The following is a 19,041-nucleotide window of genomic DNA, read 5'->3' as shown; positions in this document are numbered from 1 at the left end:
GTAACTGTCAAGAATTTTATCGGGCGGCTAAGGTTGGTTTCCTCACCCGTCTTTGTAATGTGATATGTTATACCTTATGCTTTTTTGCCAACAGTAGCTACATAGACCGCAAACTGATTATCACCATCGATAGCCAGGGCCGCATTAAGTTTATCATCATCAAAAGCTGCAATTGCACAAACACCACAGTCCACTGCCGCTGCCGCCAGGTAGAGGTTCTGACAGACATGACCGGCATCCAGGTGTAAATACCGATAGCCGCGCTGCCCATAGCGATAGGTCATGCGATAGGCAGCTGCCGTCCAAATAAATGTAACCGCACTTGCCTTAACAAATTTTTGCCGCAAACAGGCCTCAGTAATTATATCAGCAGCACTGCCTGTGACCTCTACCTTGGCCAATTGATGATCGACGGCTAAAAACCTATATAGGCCCGGCTCCAGACCGTCAACCTGATTCACTAACAAATATGTCTCAAAAGCATGCCTTGCCCCGGCTGAAGGTACGGTTCTGAACGTGACCAAATGCGGTTCAATCGACTTAACCCCTTGTGTACACCACAGCAAATAGGAAAGCTCAGTTAATGACAATGCCTTTGCGGCATAAGTACGGACACTGGTCCTTTGCAGAATTGCCTGGGTTAGAGAAATATCAGCCTGCCATGCCCCATGGTCTGGCAAATCGATCACCAGGCCGGGGTTACCGATATCCATTTCCACCGGTGGCTGTGGCAAACCCCGGGCCTGATCGGAAGGTGTAGCAAACTTGTACTTGGTTTGCTCCATAAACTCTTTGCCTATTTGCCTTGCCATTTGATTAAACCTCCTTCGCGTATTGCCGTTTGTCTTACTGATATTAAATCTACTGGTAAATTCTCCAATATCAATAGTAATTATAATATATTATTGCAAATAAAAAAAGCATCTGCATAAAGCAGACACTTGCTACCGGCAACTTCCTACTCTCCCGGGCCCATCCAGCCAAGTACCTTCGGCTGCTACGACCGTCCATAGCACCCCAGCTGCTTCGTTGGCACTGCGGGCGCCCCCTCCGACGTACTTCCAGTACGACTACGGCGGCGTCCTCGCTCCGCCTCGCAGCTGGGGCACTCTGAACGGTCTAAGCCTGTTCGCTTTCCATAATAAAAAGCACTCACTGCAACAGTGAGTGCTTTTCTTGCTAACCAGCAACTTCCTACTCTCCCGGGCCGTTTCCAGCCAAGTACCTTCGGCGTTTGTGGGCTTAACTGCTGTGTTCGGTATGGGAACAGGTGGAGCCCCACAGCTATCGTCACTGGATAAGCAGAGAACCATAAGCAGAGAACCAGGTTTTTAGGAGCGATAGCGACGCGGAAACCTGCGTGAATCGCTTAGTTCCAAGCGGAGCGCGGAACCTCCTAATTATCTCTTTGTTCCCTGAAAACTTCACAGAAGAAAGATTTGCGCAATAGTAATTTACTGGTTGCCAGCTCGGAGTTACAACATACATTATGGATGTTATCGCTCCGCTCTAACTAAGCGACTCACGCAACTTCCCGGTTCGCCTTTCGGCTCGCGGCAAGCTGGTTCGCTGCTTATGTTTGCACGTCGTGCAAACGAGGTGTAAGTCAAGTCCTCGGCCTATTAGTACCAGTCCGCTCCATGAATTGCTCCACTTCCACTCCTGGCCTATCTACCTTGTCTTCTTCAAGGGGCCTTACTTCTTGCGAATGACAGACCTCATCTTAAGGCTGGTTTCACGCTTAGATGCTTTCAGCGTTTATCCTTTCCGGACGTAGCTACCCAGCTCTACCCCTGGCGGGATAACTGGTACACCAGCGGTCCGTCCACTCCGGTCCTCTCGTACTAGGAGCAGTTCCCTTCAAGTCTCTTACGCCCGCGATGGATAGGGACCGAACTGTCTCACGACGTTCTGAACCCAGCTCACGTACCACTTTAATGGGCGAACAGCCCAACCCTTGGGACCTACTTCAGCCCCAGGATGTGATGAGCCGACATCGAGGTGCCAAACCTCCCCGTCGATATGGACTCTTGGGAGAGATTAGCCTGTTATCCCCAGGGTAGCTTTTATCCGTTGAGCGATGGCCCTTCCACTCGGTACCACCGGATCACTAAGCCCGACTTTCGTCCCTGCTCGACTTGTCTGTCTTGCAGTCAAGCTCCCTTCTGCCTTTACACTCTTCGCGCGATTTCCAGCCGCGCTGAGGGAACCTTTGGGCGCCTCCGTTACTCTTTCGGAGGCGACCGCCCCAGTCAAACTGCCCGCCTGACACTGTCCTCAGTTTCGTTACTCCTTGAGTTAGAACTCCAGTAAATAAAGGGTGGTATCCCAACATCGACTCCATACAGACTTGCGTCCGCACTTCCCTGTCTCCCACCTATCCTGTACATCATTTACCAAAACTCAATGTCAGGTTGCAGTAAAGCTCCATGGGGTCTTTCTGTCCAGTCGCGGGTAACCTGCATCTTCACAGGTATTTCAATTTCACCGGGTCCCTCGTTGAGACAGTGCCCAAGTCGTTACACCTTTCGTGCGGGTCGGAACTTACCCGACAAGGAATTTCGCTACCTTAGGACCGTTATAGTTACGGCCGCCGTTTACCGGGGCTTCAATTCAAACCTTCGATTGCTCTAAGCTCTCCTCTTAACCTTCCGGCACCGGGCAGGTGTCAGCACCTATACGTCAGCTTTCGCTTTAGCAGGCACCTGTGTTTGTGGTAAACAGTCGCTTGGGCCTCTTTTTTGCAACTCATTCCCGCTTCGTTCGCTTCTGATCTACACGGTTTACAAGCTCCCCTTTTCCCGAAGTTACGGGGACATTTTGCCGAGTTCCTTAACGAGGGTTCTCCCGCGCACCTTAGGATTCTCTCCCCGCCTACCTGTGTCGGTTTACGGTACGGGCACCTGGTCTCTCACTAGAAGCTTTTCTTGACAGTCTGGGATCAGCAATTTCGCCATTATCTCTAACAGCTGCCCATCACTCCTCAGGTTTTAGCATCACGGATTTGCCTGTGATGCACCCTACAAGCTTAGACGCGAATTTCCATCCTCGCGCTTGCCTACCCTCCTGTGTCACTCCCTCGCTCAATCGATTCCAGGTGGTACTGGACTTTTTACCAGTTGTCCATCGCCTACGCTTTTCGCCTCGGCTTAGGGCCCGACTAACTCTGAGCGGACGATCCTTCCTCAGAAATCCTTAGGCTTTCGGTGGACAAGATTCTCACTTGTCTTTTCGCTACTCATACCGGCATTCTCACTTCTATACTCTCCAGCACTCCTTACGGTATACCTTCTCCGGGTATAGAACGCTCCCCTACCCATTCCGTTAGGAATGCCATAGCTTCGGTTCCGTACTTTAGCCCCGGACATCTTCGGCGCAGCGACACTCGACCAGTGAGCTATTACGCACTCTTTCAATGGTGGCTGCTTCTAAGCCAACATCCTGGTTGTTTTTGTATCTCCACATCCTTTGCCACTTAGTACGGCATTCGGGACCTTAGCTGATGGTCTGGGCTGTTTCCCTCTTGACCACGGGTCTTATCACTCGTAGTCTGACTCCCAGGGTTCGAGTACATCCATTCGTAGTTTGACAAGGTTCAGTAACCCATTAGGCCCCTAGCCCTATCAGTGCTCTACCGTCTGTACTTAATTTCCTGAGGCTAGCCCTAAAGCTATTTCGGGGAGAACCAGCTATCTCCGCGTTCGATTGGCATTTCACCCCTATCCACAACTCATCCCAAAGCTTTTCAACGCTCACGGGTTCGGTCCTCCACGCATTTTTACCTGCGCTTCAACCTGGCCATGGATAGATCACTGCGGTTTCGGGTCTACAATATCCAACTCTCGCCCTCTTTAGACTCGCTTTCGCTTCGGCTCCGTGTCTGCCACTTAACCTTGCTGGATACTGTAACTCGCCGGTTCATTCTTCAATAGGCACGCCGTCAGCCTCATACGGGCCTTCGACTGCTTGTAGGCATACGGTTTCAGGTTCTCTTTCACTCCCCTCCCGGGGTGCTTTTCACCTTTCCCTCACGGTACTATGCGCTATCGGTCGCCACGAGTATTTTGCCTTGGAGGGTGGTCCCCCCTGCTTCCCACAGGGTTCCTCGTGTCCCGTGGTACTCTGGATTCTGACCCTCAAACTCTGCTTTTCGCCTACAGGGTTGTTACCTTCTGCGACTCATCTTTCCAGATGATTCGGCTAAGCCTGATTTGATTGTTGTCAGTCCTCAACCCCTGTTTGGATGTTGGATGTTAGATTTTAGATGTTGGAAGTCTAAGAATATTTTACGTTCCTTTTATCCAATGTCCTATGTCTAATCTCCAACATCCAAACAGGTTTGGGCTCTTCCCCGTTCGCTCGCCGCTACTTAGGGAATCTCGTTTGATTACTTTTCCTCCGGGTACTTAGATGTTTCAGTTCCCCGGGTGCCCCCCTAACCTAAGTTAGGTAATGGTGCATGACCACCATTGGGTTCCCCCATTCGGAGACTCATGGATCAGGGCCTGCTTGCGGCTCCCCATGACTTTTCGCAGCTTACCGCGTCCTTCTTCGGCTCTTGGCGCCTAGGCATCCACCATATGCCCTTACTAACTTGACTTTGCTCCGACTGTCTATAAACGGCCATCTGCGTTGTTGTCAGTCCGGGCGCTCTCTTCGACGTACTTCCAGTACGACTCCGTTCGCGTCCTCCCTCCGCCTAGCATCTGTCCATTTCTAGCCAGTCTCCGCCTCAACTTAAACTTAGCTTGTGACTAAGATTAAGTCATTTACATAAATCCTAATTGCGCTTCGTTAAGTTACTTCTACATATTTGCATATGAGAGGTAATTTTACTTTTGCTTTCTTCTGTGCAGTTTTCAAGGAACAGCAGAACATCTATGTTATCACAGCCACTTGTTGAGTTCAACAAGTAGGTTGTGGTAATTTCAGTTCCGGAACCAGCAACTTCCTACTCTCCCGGGCCGTTTCCAGCCAAGTACCTTCGGCGTTTGTGGGCTTAACTACTGTGTTCGGTATGGGAACAGGTGGAGCCCCACAGCTATCGTCACTGGATTTAAGCAAACGTTCGGAACTTTAGTTCCTTACGGTCGCTAGTTAGAAATGTTAATTTCTAACCTCATTTATTTCAGGAATATCTATGTTAGCATCGTTGCTTGTATATTTCAACAAGTAATTTCTGCTAACAGCAGCATTCCCTCAAAACCAAACAATGTAAATGTTGTGCATCTGCCAAGATGTACCGACCTTGGAAGTAGTTTGGGGGTTACCCCAAACGGTTCTCCCTAGAAAGGAGGTGATCCAGCCGCACCTTCCGATACGGCTACCTTGTTACGACTTCACCCCAATCATCGGCCCCACCTTAGACGGCTAGTTCCTTGCGGTTACCCCACCGGCTTCGGGTGTGACTGACTTTCGTGGTGTGACGGGCGGTGTGTACAAGGCCCGGGAACGTATTCACCGCAGTATGCTGACCTGCGATTACTAGCGATTCCGACTTCACGGAGGCGAGTTGCAGCCTCCGATCCGAACTGAGAGCTTATTTCTGCGTTTTGCTTACCTTCGCAGGCTTGCTTCGCTTTGTTTAAGCCCATTGTAGTACGTGTGTAGCCCAGGACATTAGGGGCATGATGACTTGACGTCATCCCCGCCTTCCTCCGCATTCTCTGCGGCAGTCTCCCTTGAGTTCCCGCCTTTACGCGCTGGCAACAAAGGATAAGGGTTGCGCTCGTTGCGGGACTTAACCCAACATCTCACGACACGAGCTGACGACAGCCATGCACCACCTGTTTTCGCGTATCCGAAGATAGGGATTCATCTCTGAATCTTTCGCTCAATGTCAAGCCCTGGTAAGGTTCTTCGCGTTGCGTCGAATTAAACCACATACTCCACCGCTTGTGCGGGCCCCCGTCAATTCCTTTGAGTTTCAACCTTGCGGCCGTACTCCCCAGGCGGGGTACTTATTGCGTTAACTCCGGCACAGAAGGGGTCGATACCCTCTACACCTAGTACCCATCGTTTACGGCCAGGACTACCGGGGTATCTAATCCCGTTCGCTCCCCTGGCTTTCGCGCCTCAGTGTCAGACACAGTCCAGAAAGTCGCCTTCGCCACTGGTGTTCCTCCCAATATCTACGCATTTCACCGCTACACTGGGAATTCCACTTTCCTCTCCTGCACTCAAGCCTGACAGTTTCCTGCGCCCATACGAAGTTGAGCTTCGCACTTAGACACACGACTTACCAGGCCACCTACACGCCCTTTACGCCCAATAATTCCGGACAACGCTTGCCACCTACGTATTACCGCGGCTGCTGGCACGTAGTTAGCCGTGGCTTCCTCCTTTGGTACCGTCATTAGTCTACATTATTCACATAGACCACGTTCGTCCCAAACGACAGAGCTTTACGACCCGAAGGCCTTCTTCACTCACGCGGCGTTGCTCCGTCAGACTTTCGTCCATTGCGGAAGATTCCCCACTGCTGCCTCCCGTAGGAGTCTGGGCCGTGTCTCAGTCCCAGTGTGGCCGTTCATCCTCTCAGACCGGCTACTGATCGTCGCCTTGGTGAGCCGTTACCTCACCAACCAGCTAATCAGACGCAGACCCATCTCTTAGCGATAGCTTCTTTAGAGTGGCCATCTTTCTTAACTCCGTTATGCAACCGAGTTACCACATTCGGTATTAGCACCACTTTCGCGGTGTTGTCCCCAGCTAAGAGGCAGGTTGTCTACGCGTTACTCACCCGTTCGCCACTAAGTAGTTATTGCTAACTACTCCGTTCGACTTGCATGTGTTAGGCACGCCGCCAGCGTTCGTCCTGAGCCAGGATCAAACTCTCCAATAAAGTGTATAGTCGGTTACGACTATATATATTGAAGCCGTTTTATCGGCTCAATTAAATCAAATTTGTGTTGCTTGTGCTGCAAGCAGCACACCGCACATCTGGCTTGTTATGATGCATTTCTTTACATTGTTCAGTTTTCAGGGAACGACGCGCATGGACGCGCTAGTGTCACGGGCGTATCAGGACGATACGCTTGGCCCGGGACCGACGTGCATGGATGCGCTAGGATCACGGGCATATCGCAAATCATACATTTTGCCCTGTAACCGTTGTGCTTTTTGTTGTCGCCTACTTAAATGCGACAGCTTTTATATGTTATCACGTTTGATTGATCGTGTCAACATCTTTATTCTGAGTACTTTTTCCTGTCATTATTCATACTTGGTTATAATTACCTTGTAATTGAATCGACTTGACTATATTATCACGCCTGACTTGTTTATGTCAATAGCATTTTCTCAAATCCACTGCCATCAGACCAATATGCAGTGACAAAACAAGCATTTTTAGCAAAAAGAAGACCAGGCTTAAACCAGGCCTCCCGAAAAAGTCCATTTTCCTTATCCAGGAAAGGTAATTAGTGTCTTGGCCATGTTATATTTTAGTTTTAGGGCGAGACAAAATGGTAAATGGCAAGGAAGCACCGACGACGCATACTGGCAGGGGTCTGCTAGGAGGGGCTGACGCCGCCATTTGCCATTTTGGCCGTCAGCAAACTAAAAAGATAATGTGGTCAAGACACTCGGCTTCTAAAATAAAGGGTTGGCGCGAATGCACCAACCCTGTGAGAATTAATCATTATTCGCTTTTTTTTCAACAACCGCTAACGCCACAACCTGATCGTCTTTATCTGTACGCATAACCTTAACACCCTGAGTGCTGCGGCTAGTTACCGATATTGTATCAATCTCCATCCGGATAATAATACCGTCACTGGTTATCAGCATCAGCTCTTGTCCGGGTTTAACCACCTTTATGCCGATAACATAACCAATTTTTTCGGTCGAATTCGGTTTGATATTAATGACACCCTTGCCACCGCGGCCGGTTATACGGTATTCATTAATTTGTGTACGTTTACCATACCCTTCAGAGGTTACGGTTAACACTTCACCGTCTTTTTTCACTACTTCCATACCAATGACCTGATCGCTGCCATCAAGATTAATGCCGCGAACACCATGGGCTGTACGGCCCATGACCCGTACATCGGATTCACGGAAAACAATAGCCTTACCATCCCTGGTACCCATGATGATATCATGCTCACCATTGGTGAGTTTAACACCAATCAAATTATCATCTTCATCCAGGGATATTGCAATCAGACCACCTTTACGGGCGGTGTCAAACTCCATCAATTCTGATTTCTTGACAATACCTTTTTGTGTAGCCATAAATAAGTATCTTTTAGCGCTAAATTCTTTGAGGGGAATAACAGCAGTAATTTTTTCATCTTTTTCCACCTGCAGCAGGTTAACAATGGCCGTGCCTTTAGCAGTACGCCCAGCCTCCGGTAATTCATATCCTTTAAGCCGGTACATTCTGCCTCTGCTGGTGAAAAACAGGAGATTATGATGGGTTGTAGCCACAAAGAGATGTTCAACAAAATCCTCTTCTTTGGTTCCCATCCCGGTTACACCCTTACCGCCCCGCCGTTGACTGCGGTAGGTGTCAACAGGCAGGCGTTTAATGTACCCCTGATGAGTCAGAGTAATTACAATATCCTCTTCAGCTATAAGATCTTCCATCTCCATCTTCGATACATCGCTGGTTATTACGGTACGCCGTTCATCGGCAAAACGCTTTTTGACATCCAGCAGCTCTTCTTTAATGATATTCATGACCTTACCCTCATCAGCCAGCACAGCTTCCAGCCATTCGATAGTCTCCATGATATCCTTGTATTCATTCTCAATTTTTTCACGTTCAAGACCGGTTAAGCGCTGGAGGCGCATATCTAAAATAGCCTGGGACTGCTTTTCACTGAGGTCAAATGCATCTATTAAAGCATTTTTAGCAATTTCCGGGGTTTGCGACTGTCTGATCGTCCTAATAACAGCATCCAAATGATCAAGGGCAATTTTTAAGCCTTCTAAAATGTGAGCTCTGGCCCGGGCTTTAGCCAGCTCAAACGTTGTCCTGCGCACAATTACAATTTTTTGATGCTCAATGTAATGGTGGAGAACCTCTAACAGGTTAAGTACCTTGGGACGGCCGTTAACAAGGGCCAGCATATTAACCCCGAAGGTATCCTGCATTTGCGTGTGTTTATAGAGCTGATTTAAAACAACATCAGCATTGGCATCACGCCTTAACTCAATAACTACGCGCATACCCTTCCGGTCGCTCTCATCCCGGAGATCGGTAATGCCTTCAATAGTCTTATCACGAACCAGACCGGCAATGTTTTCAATCATTCTGGCCTTGTTAACCTGATAAGGCAATTCGGTAACTAAAATACGCTGCTTACCACTGGACATATTTTCAATCCTGGCCTGGGCCCGGATTTTCACGCTGCCCCGTCCGGTTGTATACGCCTGGCGAATACCCTCACGGCCAAGGATTAAAGCTCCGGTAGGAAAATCCGGGCCTTTAATCGCCATCATTACTTCGTTGATAGTCACTGCCGGGTTATCAATCATCATGATCAGGCCATCAACTACTTCTCCCAGGTTGTGGGGAGGAATGTTAGTAGCCATACCAACGGCAATACCGGATGAACCGTTAATCAACAGGTTAGGAACTTTTGCCGGCAGTACTGACGGCTCTTTTAAAGATTCATCATAGTTGGGGACAAAGTCGACTGTATCTTTTTCGATATCAGCCAGCATTTCTTCAGCAATCCGTGACATACGCACTTCAGTATAACGCATAGCTGCCGCCGAATCGCCGTCAACAGAACCAAAATTACCGTGGCCGTCGACCTGCATATAGCGGGTAGAGAAATTTTGCGCCATTCTAACAATGGCATCATATACCGAGGAATCACCATGCGGATGATATTTACCCAAAACTTCGCCGACAATACGTGCTGACTTTTTATACGGCTTATTGGCAGCCATACCAGCTTCATGCATAGCATAAAGTATCCGCCGGTGAACAGGTTTAAGGCCATCGCGAACATCAGGCAATGCCCTCATAACAATTACACTCATCGCATAATCGATATATGAATTTTTCATTTCGTCTTCAATGTTGATAGGCAATACTTTACCTAAACCTAAATCTAAACCTAAACCATCTTCCACAAAACCACCTCAATACTCGACATCTTACTATATTTTCCCCATATATGCAAAAAAATCCTGCAAAAATCACGTCAACCAATAAAAAGTATCTAATAATCGCGGACTGGTAACCGCTGCTTACTGTATTCCATATACTAATCGTGAAAAAGAACAACTGTTTTATCATACAACAGGAGGCATCTATTTTATGAGCATCTTTTATGTACTATTACTTGGCTTGGCTGTCAGTATTGACGCTTTTGCCGCCGGCGTAGCTTATGGTATAAAATCAATAAAATTGCCGGCCAAGTCACTGGCGGTGATCGGTGTGATCACTGCACTCTCCACCGGTACTGCAATGGCATTCGCCTATTACTTAGGTTCATTTATTAATACCGCGCTGGCAGTTGCTGCCGGATCATTGCTTTTAATTGCTATCGGCGCCTGGAATATATTTCACGAATATATTACTAACAAGGCACCACAGGGAGACCCAACCGCTAAGCCTCCCTTAAAACTCCGTATCGGGCGTATTGTTATCAGTATTATGAGCGACCCGGAGACAGCTGATCTTGACCGTTCCCGCTCTATCAGCCCTTCGGAAGCCCTATTGCTCGGTTTAGCCTTAGGTCTTGATAATATGGTGGCAACTTTTGCCGCTGCCCTGATTAAGCCCCTCCCCCTTTATACCCCGGCAATCATGACTTTTATTCAGATGTTGCTGATTGCTGTGGGAATAAGCGCCGCTGCCCGCTTAATTTCTGCTGATCTAAAAAAACGGTTTCCTTATGTTCCTGGCGCGATTTTAATTATCCTTGGGATTATACGCCTGGTTTAGCCAGGTATTTTTATTTCCTTTATTTTTGCTTAACAAACTATAGTTTTAATACTACAATAAGGATATAACATGGATGCTATTAGGAGGTCATCATGACGTATCAAATTTTAACAATCAACCCGGGATCAACCTCGACTAAAATTGGCCTATACCAGGACACCAAAGAAGTATTTGCCCAAAATATTAGCCATAACACCACAGACATTGCTCAATTTTTCAGTATTACCGATCAGATACAGTTTCGTCTGGAAAACATAAATTCTTTTTTAGCCAGTCAAAATGTTAACCCGTCAGATTTTTCAGCGGTGGTTGGCCGCGGCGGCCTGCTAAAACCAATGGTAAGCGGTACTTATCAAATTAACGACTGTATGCTGGCGGACTTGAAGCATAGCCGCTATGGAGCCCATGCCAGTAATCTGGGTGCTATTCTGGCCGACCTTATTGCCAGGCAAGGCGGCTGCCCTGGCTATATTGTCGATCCCGTAGTTGTTGATGAACTGGCACCTGTAGCCCGTATTACCGGCCGGCCTGAGATAGGCCGCAAAAGTATTTTTCATGCCCTTAACCAAAAAGCTGCTGCCAAACGTTTTGCCAAAAGTATTAATCGTCCGTATGACAGCCTCAAGCTGATTGTGGCCCATCTCGGAGGCGGAATTTCGGTAGGCTGCCATGCGTGCGGTGAAGTTTTGGACGTGAATAATGCTCTTGATGGCGAAGGGCCTTTTTCACCGGAACGGGCCGGAACACTGCCGGCCGGGCAACTTGCGGCGAGAGTGATTGCTGAAAAACTAGACTATGCTGCTATCGCCAGGCTGTTAGCCGGCCAAGGCGGTCTGGTAGCCTATCTGGGTACTAATGATGTACGCGAGGTTGAACACCGCGCTGCAGCCGGTGATAAGCAAGCAACACTTGTCTATCAGGCTATGATTTATACAATTGCCAAAAGTATTGCGGCGGCTGCCGTACCGGTCTGCGGCCAAGTGGACCATATTATTCTGACAGGCGGTATCGCCTATTCAGAGCAACTGACAGGCAAGCTTAAAGAGTATATCGGTTTTCTTGCGCCTGTTACTGTCATGCCTGGTGAAAATGAATTACAGGCCCTGGCTGAAGGCGCGTACCGCGTCCTTACCGGTGAAGAAGCAGCCCGGGAATACATAGCATAAGAAACTCCCCCTTGATCGAAGGCCATCGCCATTATCAAGGGGGAGTTTCTTAAATTTTACAAGTCCCAGACAGATACAATTTTATCATCAGTACACCGGATAACCTTATCCCGGTTATTCAGCTTGGTCTTTAAATCTACCTTACCGCCCCATAAATCCGCGATATATTTAATCGTCTCTTTAGCATAATTTATTTCTAGTTCTCGCCCGTCATAAACATGCTCCAGGATTAATACTCCATTTTCAACACCTTGAGGATTTATTTCCGGCACCATACCCAAACCCACGGAATTTGCTAATTCATCTCGAATTGCTTTCCAGCCCTCTTCATCAGCTACCTCAGACACGATAATATCAACGCCACGCACCTTATAATTAAACAAAAACAACTCTTCGCATAACTGCCTGTTTAAATACCTTCGCAAAAAGGATTGATCACGCTCTTGCGCCCGTATTTCAAAGATTTTTTCCCGGCCAACAGTTCTATCAAGATATTCAAAGATTTTGAAGCCAATAAAATAGGGATTGATACTGCCTTCAAACGGCCTGATAACCATATTATGACGCTGTAGAAATTCAAAATGCAGCCCCTGCTCCAGCTTCATTTGATTGAGCAGCAAATAATGCCAATAACTCGCCCAGCCCTCATTCATTATTTTCGTCTCCATCTGGGGCAGAAAATAGAAGGTTTCCTCTCTAACTATATTAATTAAATCCTTCTCCCAATAGGTCAGTTTACCACGTTCACTTAAATAGCTCAGCAAATCACATTTTAGCCGCTCAGGAACCTCATCAGACGTCTCCTGCGCCAGCTCAGTTCTATTCGGCAGTTTACCTTCGCCTGTTCGCCTAACCTGAAATCTAAGGGCATGAGCAGCATCAAGGATACGCTCCACCTTTTTGGGTCCGATACTGGGATCGGCGATATAGTCCCGTACCCGGCCGGCATGGCTCTTAAACATTTCAACAGTCAGTTCCGCCCGGGTGTTTTGCTTAAATAAGCGGTTATTTTTAAAAAAGTCGTTATGCCCATACACATGAGCAATCGTCAATACCTGCAAAAGCAGCGTATTATCCTGCATTAAATAGGCAAGGCAAGGGTCTGAATTAATTACCATTTCATAAGGTAACCCGGTTAGATTATAGCTGTAAAAGGTTTTTTGCCGCTCATAGGTTTTACCAAAACTCCAGTGGGGATAATGGGAAGGCATACCGACATAGGCTTCATAACATAACATATCCTCATAGCTGCAAAGTTCAAATTGCTGCTCATAACAATCAAGCTTATTTTTTTTAATCAATATTTCAACCTGATCATTCCAGTTTTGCAGCTCACTAATCGTATAATCTGTCGGCATTAATTCTCACCCCCGGTTGCTGCCCCGGTTTCTGTTTCCTTTTCCAGCACCCTTCTAAAAGCCGGCCAAATATCATCTTTGCTGCCCATAGAGACAATAATAAAATTTTCATCTTTGATCTTTTGCTCTAATTCGCGGCGAATCGTTGCTCCATAACCGTAATTGGCAAGTATCTCCACATAGCCAAATAAATTACTGACACTAACCAGCTCCCTTGCTCTGTCAATCGTTCTCGGATTATCTTCGGTCCAGTTGTCGCCGTCTGTACAATGAAAACAATAGATATTCCAAACGGTAGGGCTGTAACGCTGTTCAACGATTTCAAGCGCTTTTGCATAACCGCTCGATATCATGGTGCCACCGGATTCGCCGTGATGGAAAAACTCCCGTTCATTGACTTCCTTGGCTTCTGTGGTATGAGCAATGAACACGACTTCTACCTGCTCATATTTCCACCGCAAAAACTGGTACAGCAAAAAATAGAAACTGCGGGCCAAATATTTCTTACTTTGATCCATGGAACCGGAAACATCCATAATACAAAAAACAACTGCATTTGAGTGCCGCCGAATATCTTCCTTAACCCGGAAGTAACGCAGGTCATCTTCGCGGAAAGGCACTCGCGCCCGCTCCTGCGGATTATCCTCGCCATCAGGTTCTGCATATACTTTTTCCCGGATAAGCCCTTGCTGACGTTTGATTTTCTCTACCATTGTGCGCTTCTTAGCCAAACGCGGCGGAATCCCTTTACGCTGATATCCTGCTTTTTTAAATTTATACTCTGACTCCTGCAAGGCAAATTTTTTCCGTTCCAGATCCGGCAGTTTAATATCCTCAAACATATAGTTAATAATTTCATCCATGGTGATTTCAATCTCATAGATGTCCTCACCCTGTTCACTGCCGGCCTGCCCCATCCCTTTTTCCTGCTGATTATTGCTGCGGCCAATTACCTGGCCACGCTGTTCCTGGCCTGTGCCGCTGGCTGTTCCCCCATTATTTTTGCCATAGATAAATTGATATTCTTTGATGCCCCGAACCGGTATTTTAATTTTCTTATTTTTACTTTGACCAATGATACTTTCATCGGCAATAATCTCGCCCATGTTGCGCTTAATAGCATCCTCCACCAGTTCCCGATGGCGTTTGCGATCATATTGAGAGCGATCTGACTGGCCTGTACGCCCCTCCTTAAAAATTGCCATAGGTCACCTCCGCTGCCCCACTAGTCCTTCCACAGATTATTGGCGGCATATTTTAATATCACATTGCAGCAATGCGGGCAATAACCATTATCTTGCATGGCTTCGACCATGGCATTAAACTTGCCGTCCTGCTCTTTATCCCGGACTCTGGATTGGGTAATAATACGGGAAAGTTCTTTCACAGAAGCTGTCAGCTTCTTTTCAATAGCTTCTTTCAGGGGCTCATAGCTTTCATATTCAATTTTTCCGCCCCCCCGCATCACGGAAAACATATAAGAAGTAACATCCTGTCTAAAGCCCTGGGCGGCTGTACCGGTAATCCCGATCTGTTCTTCAATGGATTGTAAAAATTTAATATCCGGTTCAAGTTCTTCCCCGGTACTTTTATCTTTTAGCTTAGTTGCATTAACATAAGCTTCGGCATGATCAAGATAATTATTAAACAGGCTCTCCGCTTGCTCCCGGTAACCATGGATAAAGGCTTTAGTTACTTCTTTTTCCAGAATCTTATTGTATTCCTTTTTAACAGTATCCTGCAGAAAACCAAGGTACTTTTTCCTTTCGTCATCGGCAATCGCCAGTTCTTTTGTTGCTTTAACCATTGTCTCAATAACGGCAATCGGATTAATACAATTAAACTCTGATTCTGATAATGTAGTATCAATAGCTTTCATGATAAAGCGGGTAGAAATGCCGGACATACCTTCCCGTGGTGCCTCATCCCGCAGTTCAAATATATCAATCTTCTTGGTCGATCCCTTTTCAACGATCTCATCACCATTATAAATTTTTAATTTAGTAAACGCATCGACCTTGGCCGAGGGTGTCAGCCGGGTAAGAATAGCAAACATCGAAGCCACCTCAATGGTATGCGGAGCAATATGAGCATTAAAACTACTATTTTTCAATACTTTGCGGTATATCTTAACTTCTTCGTCAAGTTCCAGGCAATAGGGTACTTCCACTTTGACAATCCGGTCAAGAATCGCTTCATTGGTATGATCGGATTTAAACTTGTTCCATTCTGCTTCATTGGAATGGGCCAGAATAATGCCGTCAAAATAGATCATTGCGCCTTTACCGGGAGAGGGAATTGACTTTTCCTGCGTAGCAGTGATCATTGTGTGAAGATATTCCACATCATTTTTAAATACCTCGATAAATTCTACAACCCCTCTGTTACCTACGTTAAAAGCACCGTTAAGAGACAATACCCGCGGGTCATCCTCAGGATAAAGATCAAGTTTAGAGATATCCACAGACCCGGACAAAACGGATGTGTCCTGGTTGTTAGGGTCAACCGGCGGTACAACGCCAATACCTTTGCGCGAACGGATAGAAAATTCAGATGTCGTCACCGGGAACCTCTCAAACTCGCCCTGAAATTCATTTTTGAGCCGGTACCGGCAGCTAGGGCACAAATCTCCTTCAATTTTGATCCCCAGCATTTCTTCAAACTGCGGCCTTAGATGTTTCGGTATAAGATGAAGCGGCTCTTCCCGCATTGGGCAGTCTTTAAGAACATAGACCGGCGGGCTCATCTCCAGTGCCTGTTTTAAGGCTTCCATAATCGAAGATTTACCGGCCCCAACCGGACCGACCAGATATAAAACCTGACGGGATTCTTCCCCTTTCATTGCCGCCGAATGGAAATAACGCATGATTTTCATAATGCTTTTGTCAATACCAAAAAACTTTTTTTGAAAAAAACTATAACGCTTTAGGGTATCATTACCATAAATCCTTTTTAACCGCGGATTTTCTTCGGTTTGGATTGTATCAACACCTGATTTTACAAGCAATTCATACATCCGCTGATGTGACAGTACCGCTAAACCGGGGTTTTCTTTTACGATTGTCAGATAATCCAACAGCGTCCCCTCAAACTTGTATTGTTTATGGTCATCCCGATCTTGTTTGATTAATTTCTCAAAATCATAGGCCATATTCCATGCCTCCTTTTTTGTATTTATAAAAAAGCAATTTAAATAATATTCTAAATTTTTCAATATTCTTTTGTATTATGTCATATTAGAAAAGAACCTGCTTTTTACTAATTTATTACCTTCACAAAAAAATTGGGCCTGTCCTAATAAAAAAAAAGCAATTGATGGATTATACATCACATCAATTGCCCATATTTTTTTGCTTATTGTCAGATTTTTAACTTTTCACCCACAAATAACATACCGATAATACGCCCATGTTTGTCCTTGAGCGGCTCATAATTGACAATACACCACTGACGCATTACCGTTGCCCGGCCAATATATTCGGTATCCCGTTCCAGTACTGCTTTTTCAACATAATTAGCTGCAGATGTACCAATAGCCCGGCGGCCTGATTTTGTAGTCACGGTTGTGGCAATCCGCGTATTGCCCTGGAAAACAGTAAAAGCAGCGCCGACCGCTTGCGCGATTTCATCAACAAGCCGGTCATTATTATTTATGACTACAGTACCCGCAGTCAATTGATTATTATTATTTATGGCTATAATTCCATGTTGCATTAATAATGCCCGCGCTTTGTCAAGTTTTTCTTTAATCCTTTTTCTGGTGGTCTCATCCACAGCGGTAAACTGAGCTGTCATTTCTTCCATACTTTGCGCCATACTATCAAGCTCATGCGCAGATGTTGCGATTTTCTCAATTGTTGCAAAAACCTCTTCACTGGCAGCATTAATTTCCTGACTAGCGCCGGAAAACTGACGAGCAATCGCCGTAATTTCACCAATATTGACAGCGATATTCTCAATATCAGTGGCTGCTCCGGCTGTATTCTTAGCCATAAATGTAACTTGTTCATTTAACTGTCGGCTAATCGTGATAATGCGGTTTAATGCAGCTTCAGAACCACCAGCCATCTCTGCTCCCTTACTGGCCTGATTAAGAGCATCCTCAATCGCTGCCACCGTATTAATCGTCTCCTGGCGTACTCCCAATACCAGGCTGGTTATTTCTTCTGCCGACTGCCGTGAGCTTTCTGCCAAATTTCTCACTTCATCGGCGACCACGGCAAACCCCCGGCCCTGCTCACCAGCCCTGGCCGCTTCAATGGCAGCATTGAGTGCTAAAAGATTAGTCTGCGCCGCAATCGCCGTGATTACTTCAACAATTTGCCCAATCTGACTAATCCTTTCCGCCAGCCCATGGATAGCTTGAGCAGATATATCCATCTGATTCTTAACCCCGGTCATGGTTATAATCGCTTCTTTAACCTGGCCGACACCCTCTATGGCACTGGCATTGGCTGCTTTAGCCAGATCAACGGTCTGGGCAGCCAGACGGTTTGTATCCTGTACTTGTGTGCTGGCATGGATCGCAGACTGACTGCATTGTTCGATATCCGCTACCTGCCGGCAAGCCCCGGCCGCAATTTCTCCCATATTTTCCGTAGTTTGCCGCATAGCTTCTGTGGTCTGTGTCGTATATTCGGACAGATATTTACTTGCCACCGATACTTTGCCGCTAATCTGAGTAATTTCACCTACCAAATCCGAAATTTTTCCCATTATATTATTCGCCGTGTAGGCTAATTGGCCAATTTCATCCTGGGTTTGAATTTTTAACTTTTTGCTCAAGTCGCCGCCACCTGCTGCCATTTCTCTCAAACTGGCCAGTAATTCGTGCACTGGATTGGCTATAGCTCTGGTAACAAACAGCGTCCATAATACTAATATTACAATCGCAACGATAAGATATGTATTAATAAATGCCTGAAACTTAGCCGGAGATAGGATTTCCATCAACAGCATACTTCCCATTAAAGGAGCTATGCCTGTAAAAAATAGACAGAGTGCCAATTTACCATTAATTCCTTGCAGCCATTTTAGTAATTGCGCCATTTTTGTAAGTCACTCCCTTCAATTTTATTAATTACTAAATAATACCAACTAAATTTATTAGTTCGGTAAATTTCAGTAAATTCCTTCTATTTATCTTTTACCTGTTAAAAAATTCACAACTCTTTTAATTATTTACAAAACACGCTGCCGGGGGGACTGCAGCTCTTCATCGCGTCACATCTGCCCCTATCAGCATACTATAGTAACGGAGGTGATCTAATTGGCTAATCTAATTAAAATTTCTCTGTCCCGGCGGACCTTGACGCTGATTAAAGACGGCAGACTTATCAAAACCTATCCTGTCGGCGTTGGCAAAGTATCTACTGCTACTCCAACAGGTAACTTTCTTATTGTAAGTAAAGTTTCCAATCCCGGCGGTCCGTTTGGCGCCATATGGATGGGATTAAATCAGCCACACTATGGCATCCATGGCACTAATAATCCCTCGTCCATCGGCGGAGCTGTCTCAAAAGGCTGTATCCGTATGTATAACCAGGATGCGTTAGAGCTGTCAAGAATGATCTCTGTCGGCACCCCGGTCACTATTCTTTATTAA

9 protein-coding genes and 4 rRNA genes are annotated in these 19,041 nt (G+C 46.3%); 3 read left to right on the top strand and 10 right to left on the bottom strand.

Annotated features, from left to right (window positions below; translation table 11 throughout):
* Positions 1-74: 74 nt before the first annotated feature.
* The 6 genes from SPTER_RS22515 to gyrA all read right to left on the bottom strand — a co-directional run bounded on the left by SPTER_RS22515 (position 75) and on the right by gyrA (position 10,029).
* On the bottom strand, positions 75-812 hold the full coding sequence (locus SPTER_RS22515; RefSeq protein WP_144352428.1) for a SagB/ThcOx family dehydrogenase: 738 nt from the start codon (positions 810-812) through the stop codon (positions 75-77).
* 369 nt (positions 813-1,181) lie between these two features.
* A 5S ribosomal RNA gene (gene rrf, locus SPTER_RS22510) occupies positions 1,182-1,298 on the bottom strand.
* Positions 1,299-1,602: 304 nt separating this feature from the next.
* A 23S ribosomal RNA gene (locus tag SPTER_RS22505) occupies positions 1,603-4,600 on the bottom strand.
* Positions 4,601-4,938: 338 nt separating this feature from the next.
* Positions 4,939-5,055, bottom strand: a 5S ribosomal RNA gene (gene rrf / locus SPTER_RS22500).
* Between the two features lie 234 nt (positions 5,056-5,289).
* Positions 5,290-6,844: ribosomal RNA gene (locus SPTER_RS22495) — 16S ribosomal RNA — on the bottom strand.
* Together the 16S, 23S and 5S rRNA genes form the textbook arrangement of a ribosomal RNA operon.
* Before the next feature lie 791 nt (positions 6,845-7,635).
* Positions 7,636-10,029, bottom strand: a complete 2,394-nt coding sequence (gene gyrA, locus SPTER_RS22490; protein ID WP_144353049.1) for a DNA gyrase subunit A — start codon at positions 10,027-10,029, stop codon at positions 7,636-7,638.
* 253 nt (positions 10,030-10,282) lie between these two features.
* Here gyrA and ytaF point away from each other — a divergent pair, with 253 nt between their 5' ends.
* Positions 10,283-10,912 carry a sporulation membrane protein YtaF gene (ytaF, locus tag SPTER_RS22485; protein WP_144352427.1) on the top strand — a complete coding sequence of 210 codons (630 nt, stop codon included), beginning with the start codon at positions 10,283-10,285 and terminating at the stop codon, positions 10,910-10,912.
* Between the two features lie 92 nt (positions 10,913-11,004).
* Positions 11,005-12,078 carry a butyrate kinase gene (gene buk / locus SPTER_RS22480; RefSeq protein WP_144352426.1) on the top strand — a complete coding sequence of 358 codons (1,074 nt, stop codon included), beginning with the start codon at positions 11,005-11,007 and terminating at the stop codon, positions 12,076-12,078.
* A 56-nt stretch (positions 12,079-12,134) separates the two neighbouring features.
* Here buk and SPTER_RS22475 read toward each other — a convergent pair whose 3' ends face one another.
* From SPTER_RS22475 to SPTER_RS22460, 4 genes are all read right to left on the bottom strand, one after another.
* Positions 12,135-13,436 carry a SpoVR family protein gene (locus SPTER_RS22475; RefSeq protein WP_144352425.1) on the bottom strand — a complete coding sequence of 434 codons (1,302 nt, stop codon included), beginning with the start codon at positions 13,434-13,436 and terminating at the stop codon, positions 12,135-12,137.
* Positions 13,436-14,641, bottom strand: a complete 1,206-nt coding sequence (locus SPTER_RS22470) for a YeaH/YhbH family protein (protein WP_144352424.1) — start codon at positions 14,639-14,641, stop codon at positions 13,436-13,438. The genes SPTER_RS22475 and SPTER_RS22470 overlap by 1 nt, the downstream gene beginning before the upstream one ends.
* Positions 14,642-14,661: 20 nt before the next feature.
* A complete protein-coding gene (locus tag SPTER_RS22465; RefSeq protein WP_144352423.1) occupies positions 14,662-16,587 on the bottom strand; it encodes a PrkA family serine protein kinase in 1,926 nt (641 codons plus the stop codon).
* Positions 16,588-16,796: 209 nt separating this feature from the next.
* Complete coding sequence (locus tag SPTER_RS22460; protein WP_170233373.1) at positions 16,797-18,386, bottom strand: methyl-accepting chemotaxis protein; 1,590 nt, start codon at positions 18,384-18,386, stop codon at positions 16,797-16,799.
* A 319-nt stretch (positions 18,387-18,705) separates the two neighbouring features.
* Here SPTER_RS22460 and SPTER_RS22455 point away from each other — a divergent pair, with 319 nt between their 5' ends.
* Positions 18,706-19,041: a L,D-transpeptidase gene (locus SPTER_RS22455; protein WP_144352421.1), complete on the top strand. Its 336-nt coding sequence runs from the start codon at positions 18,706-18,708 to the stop codon at positions 19,039-19,041.

Origin of the sequence: Sporomusa termitida (genome assembly GCF_007641255.1) — a bacterium.
Lineage (GTDB): Bacteria > Bacillota > Negativicutes > Sporomusales > Sporomusaceae > Sporomusa > Sporomusa termitida.
Note: the sequence above shows the minus strand (reverse complement) of the source record. Positions and strands in the feature narration are given on the sequence as shown.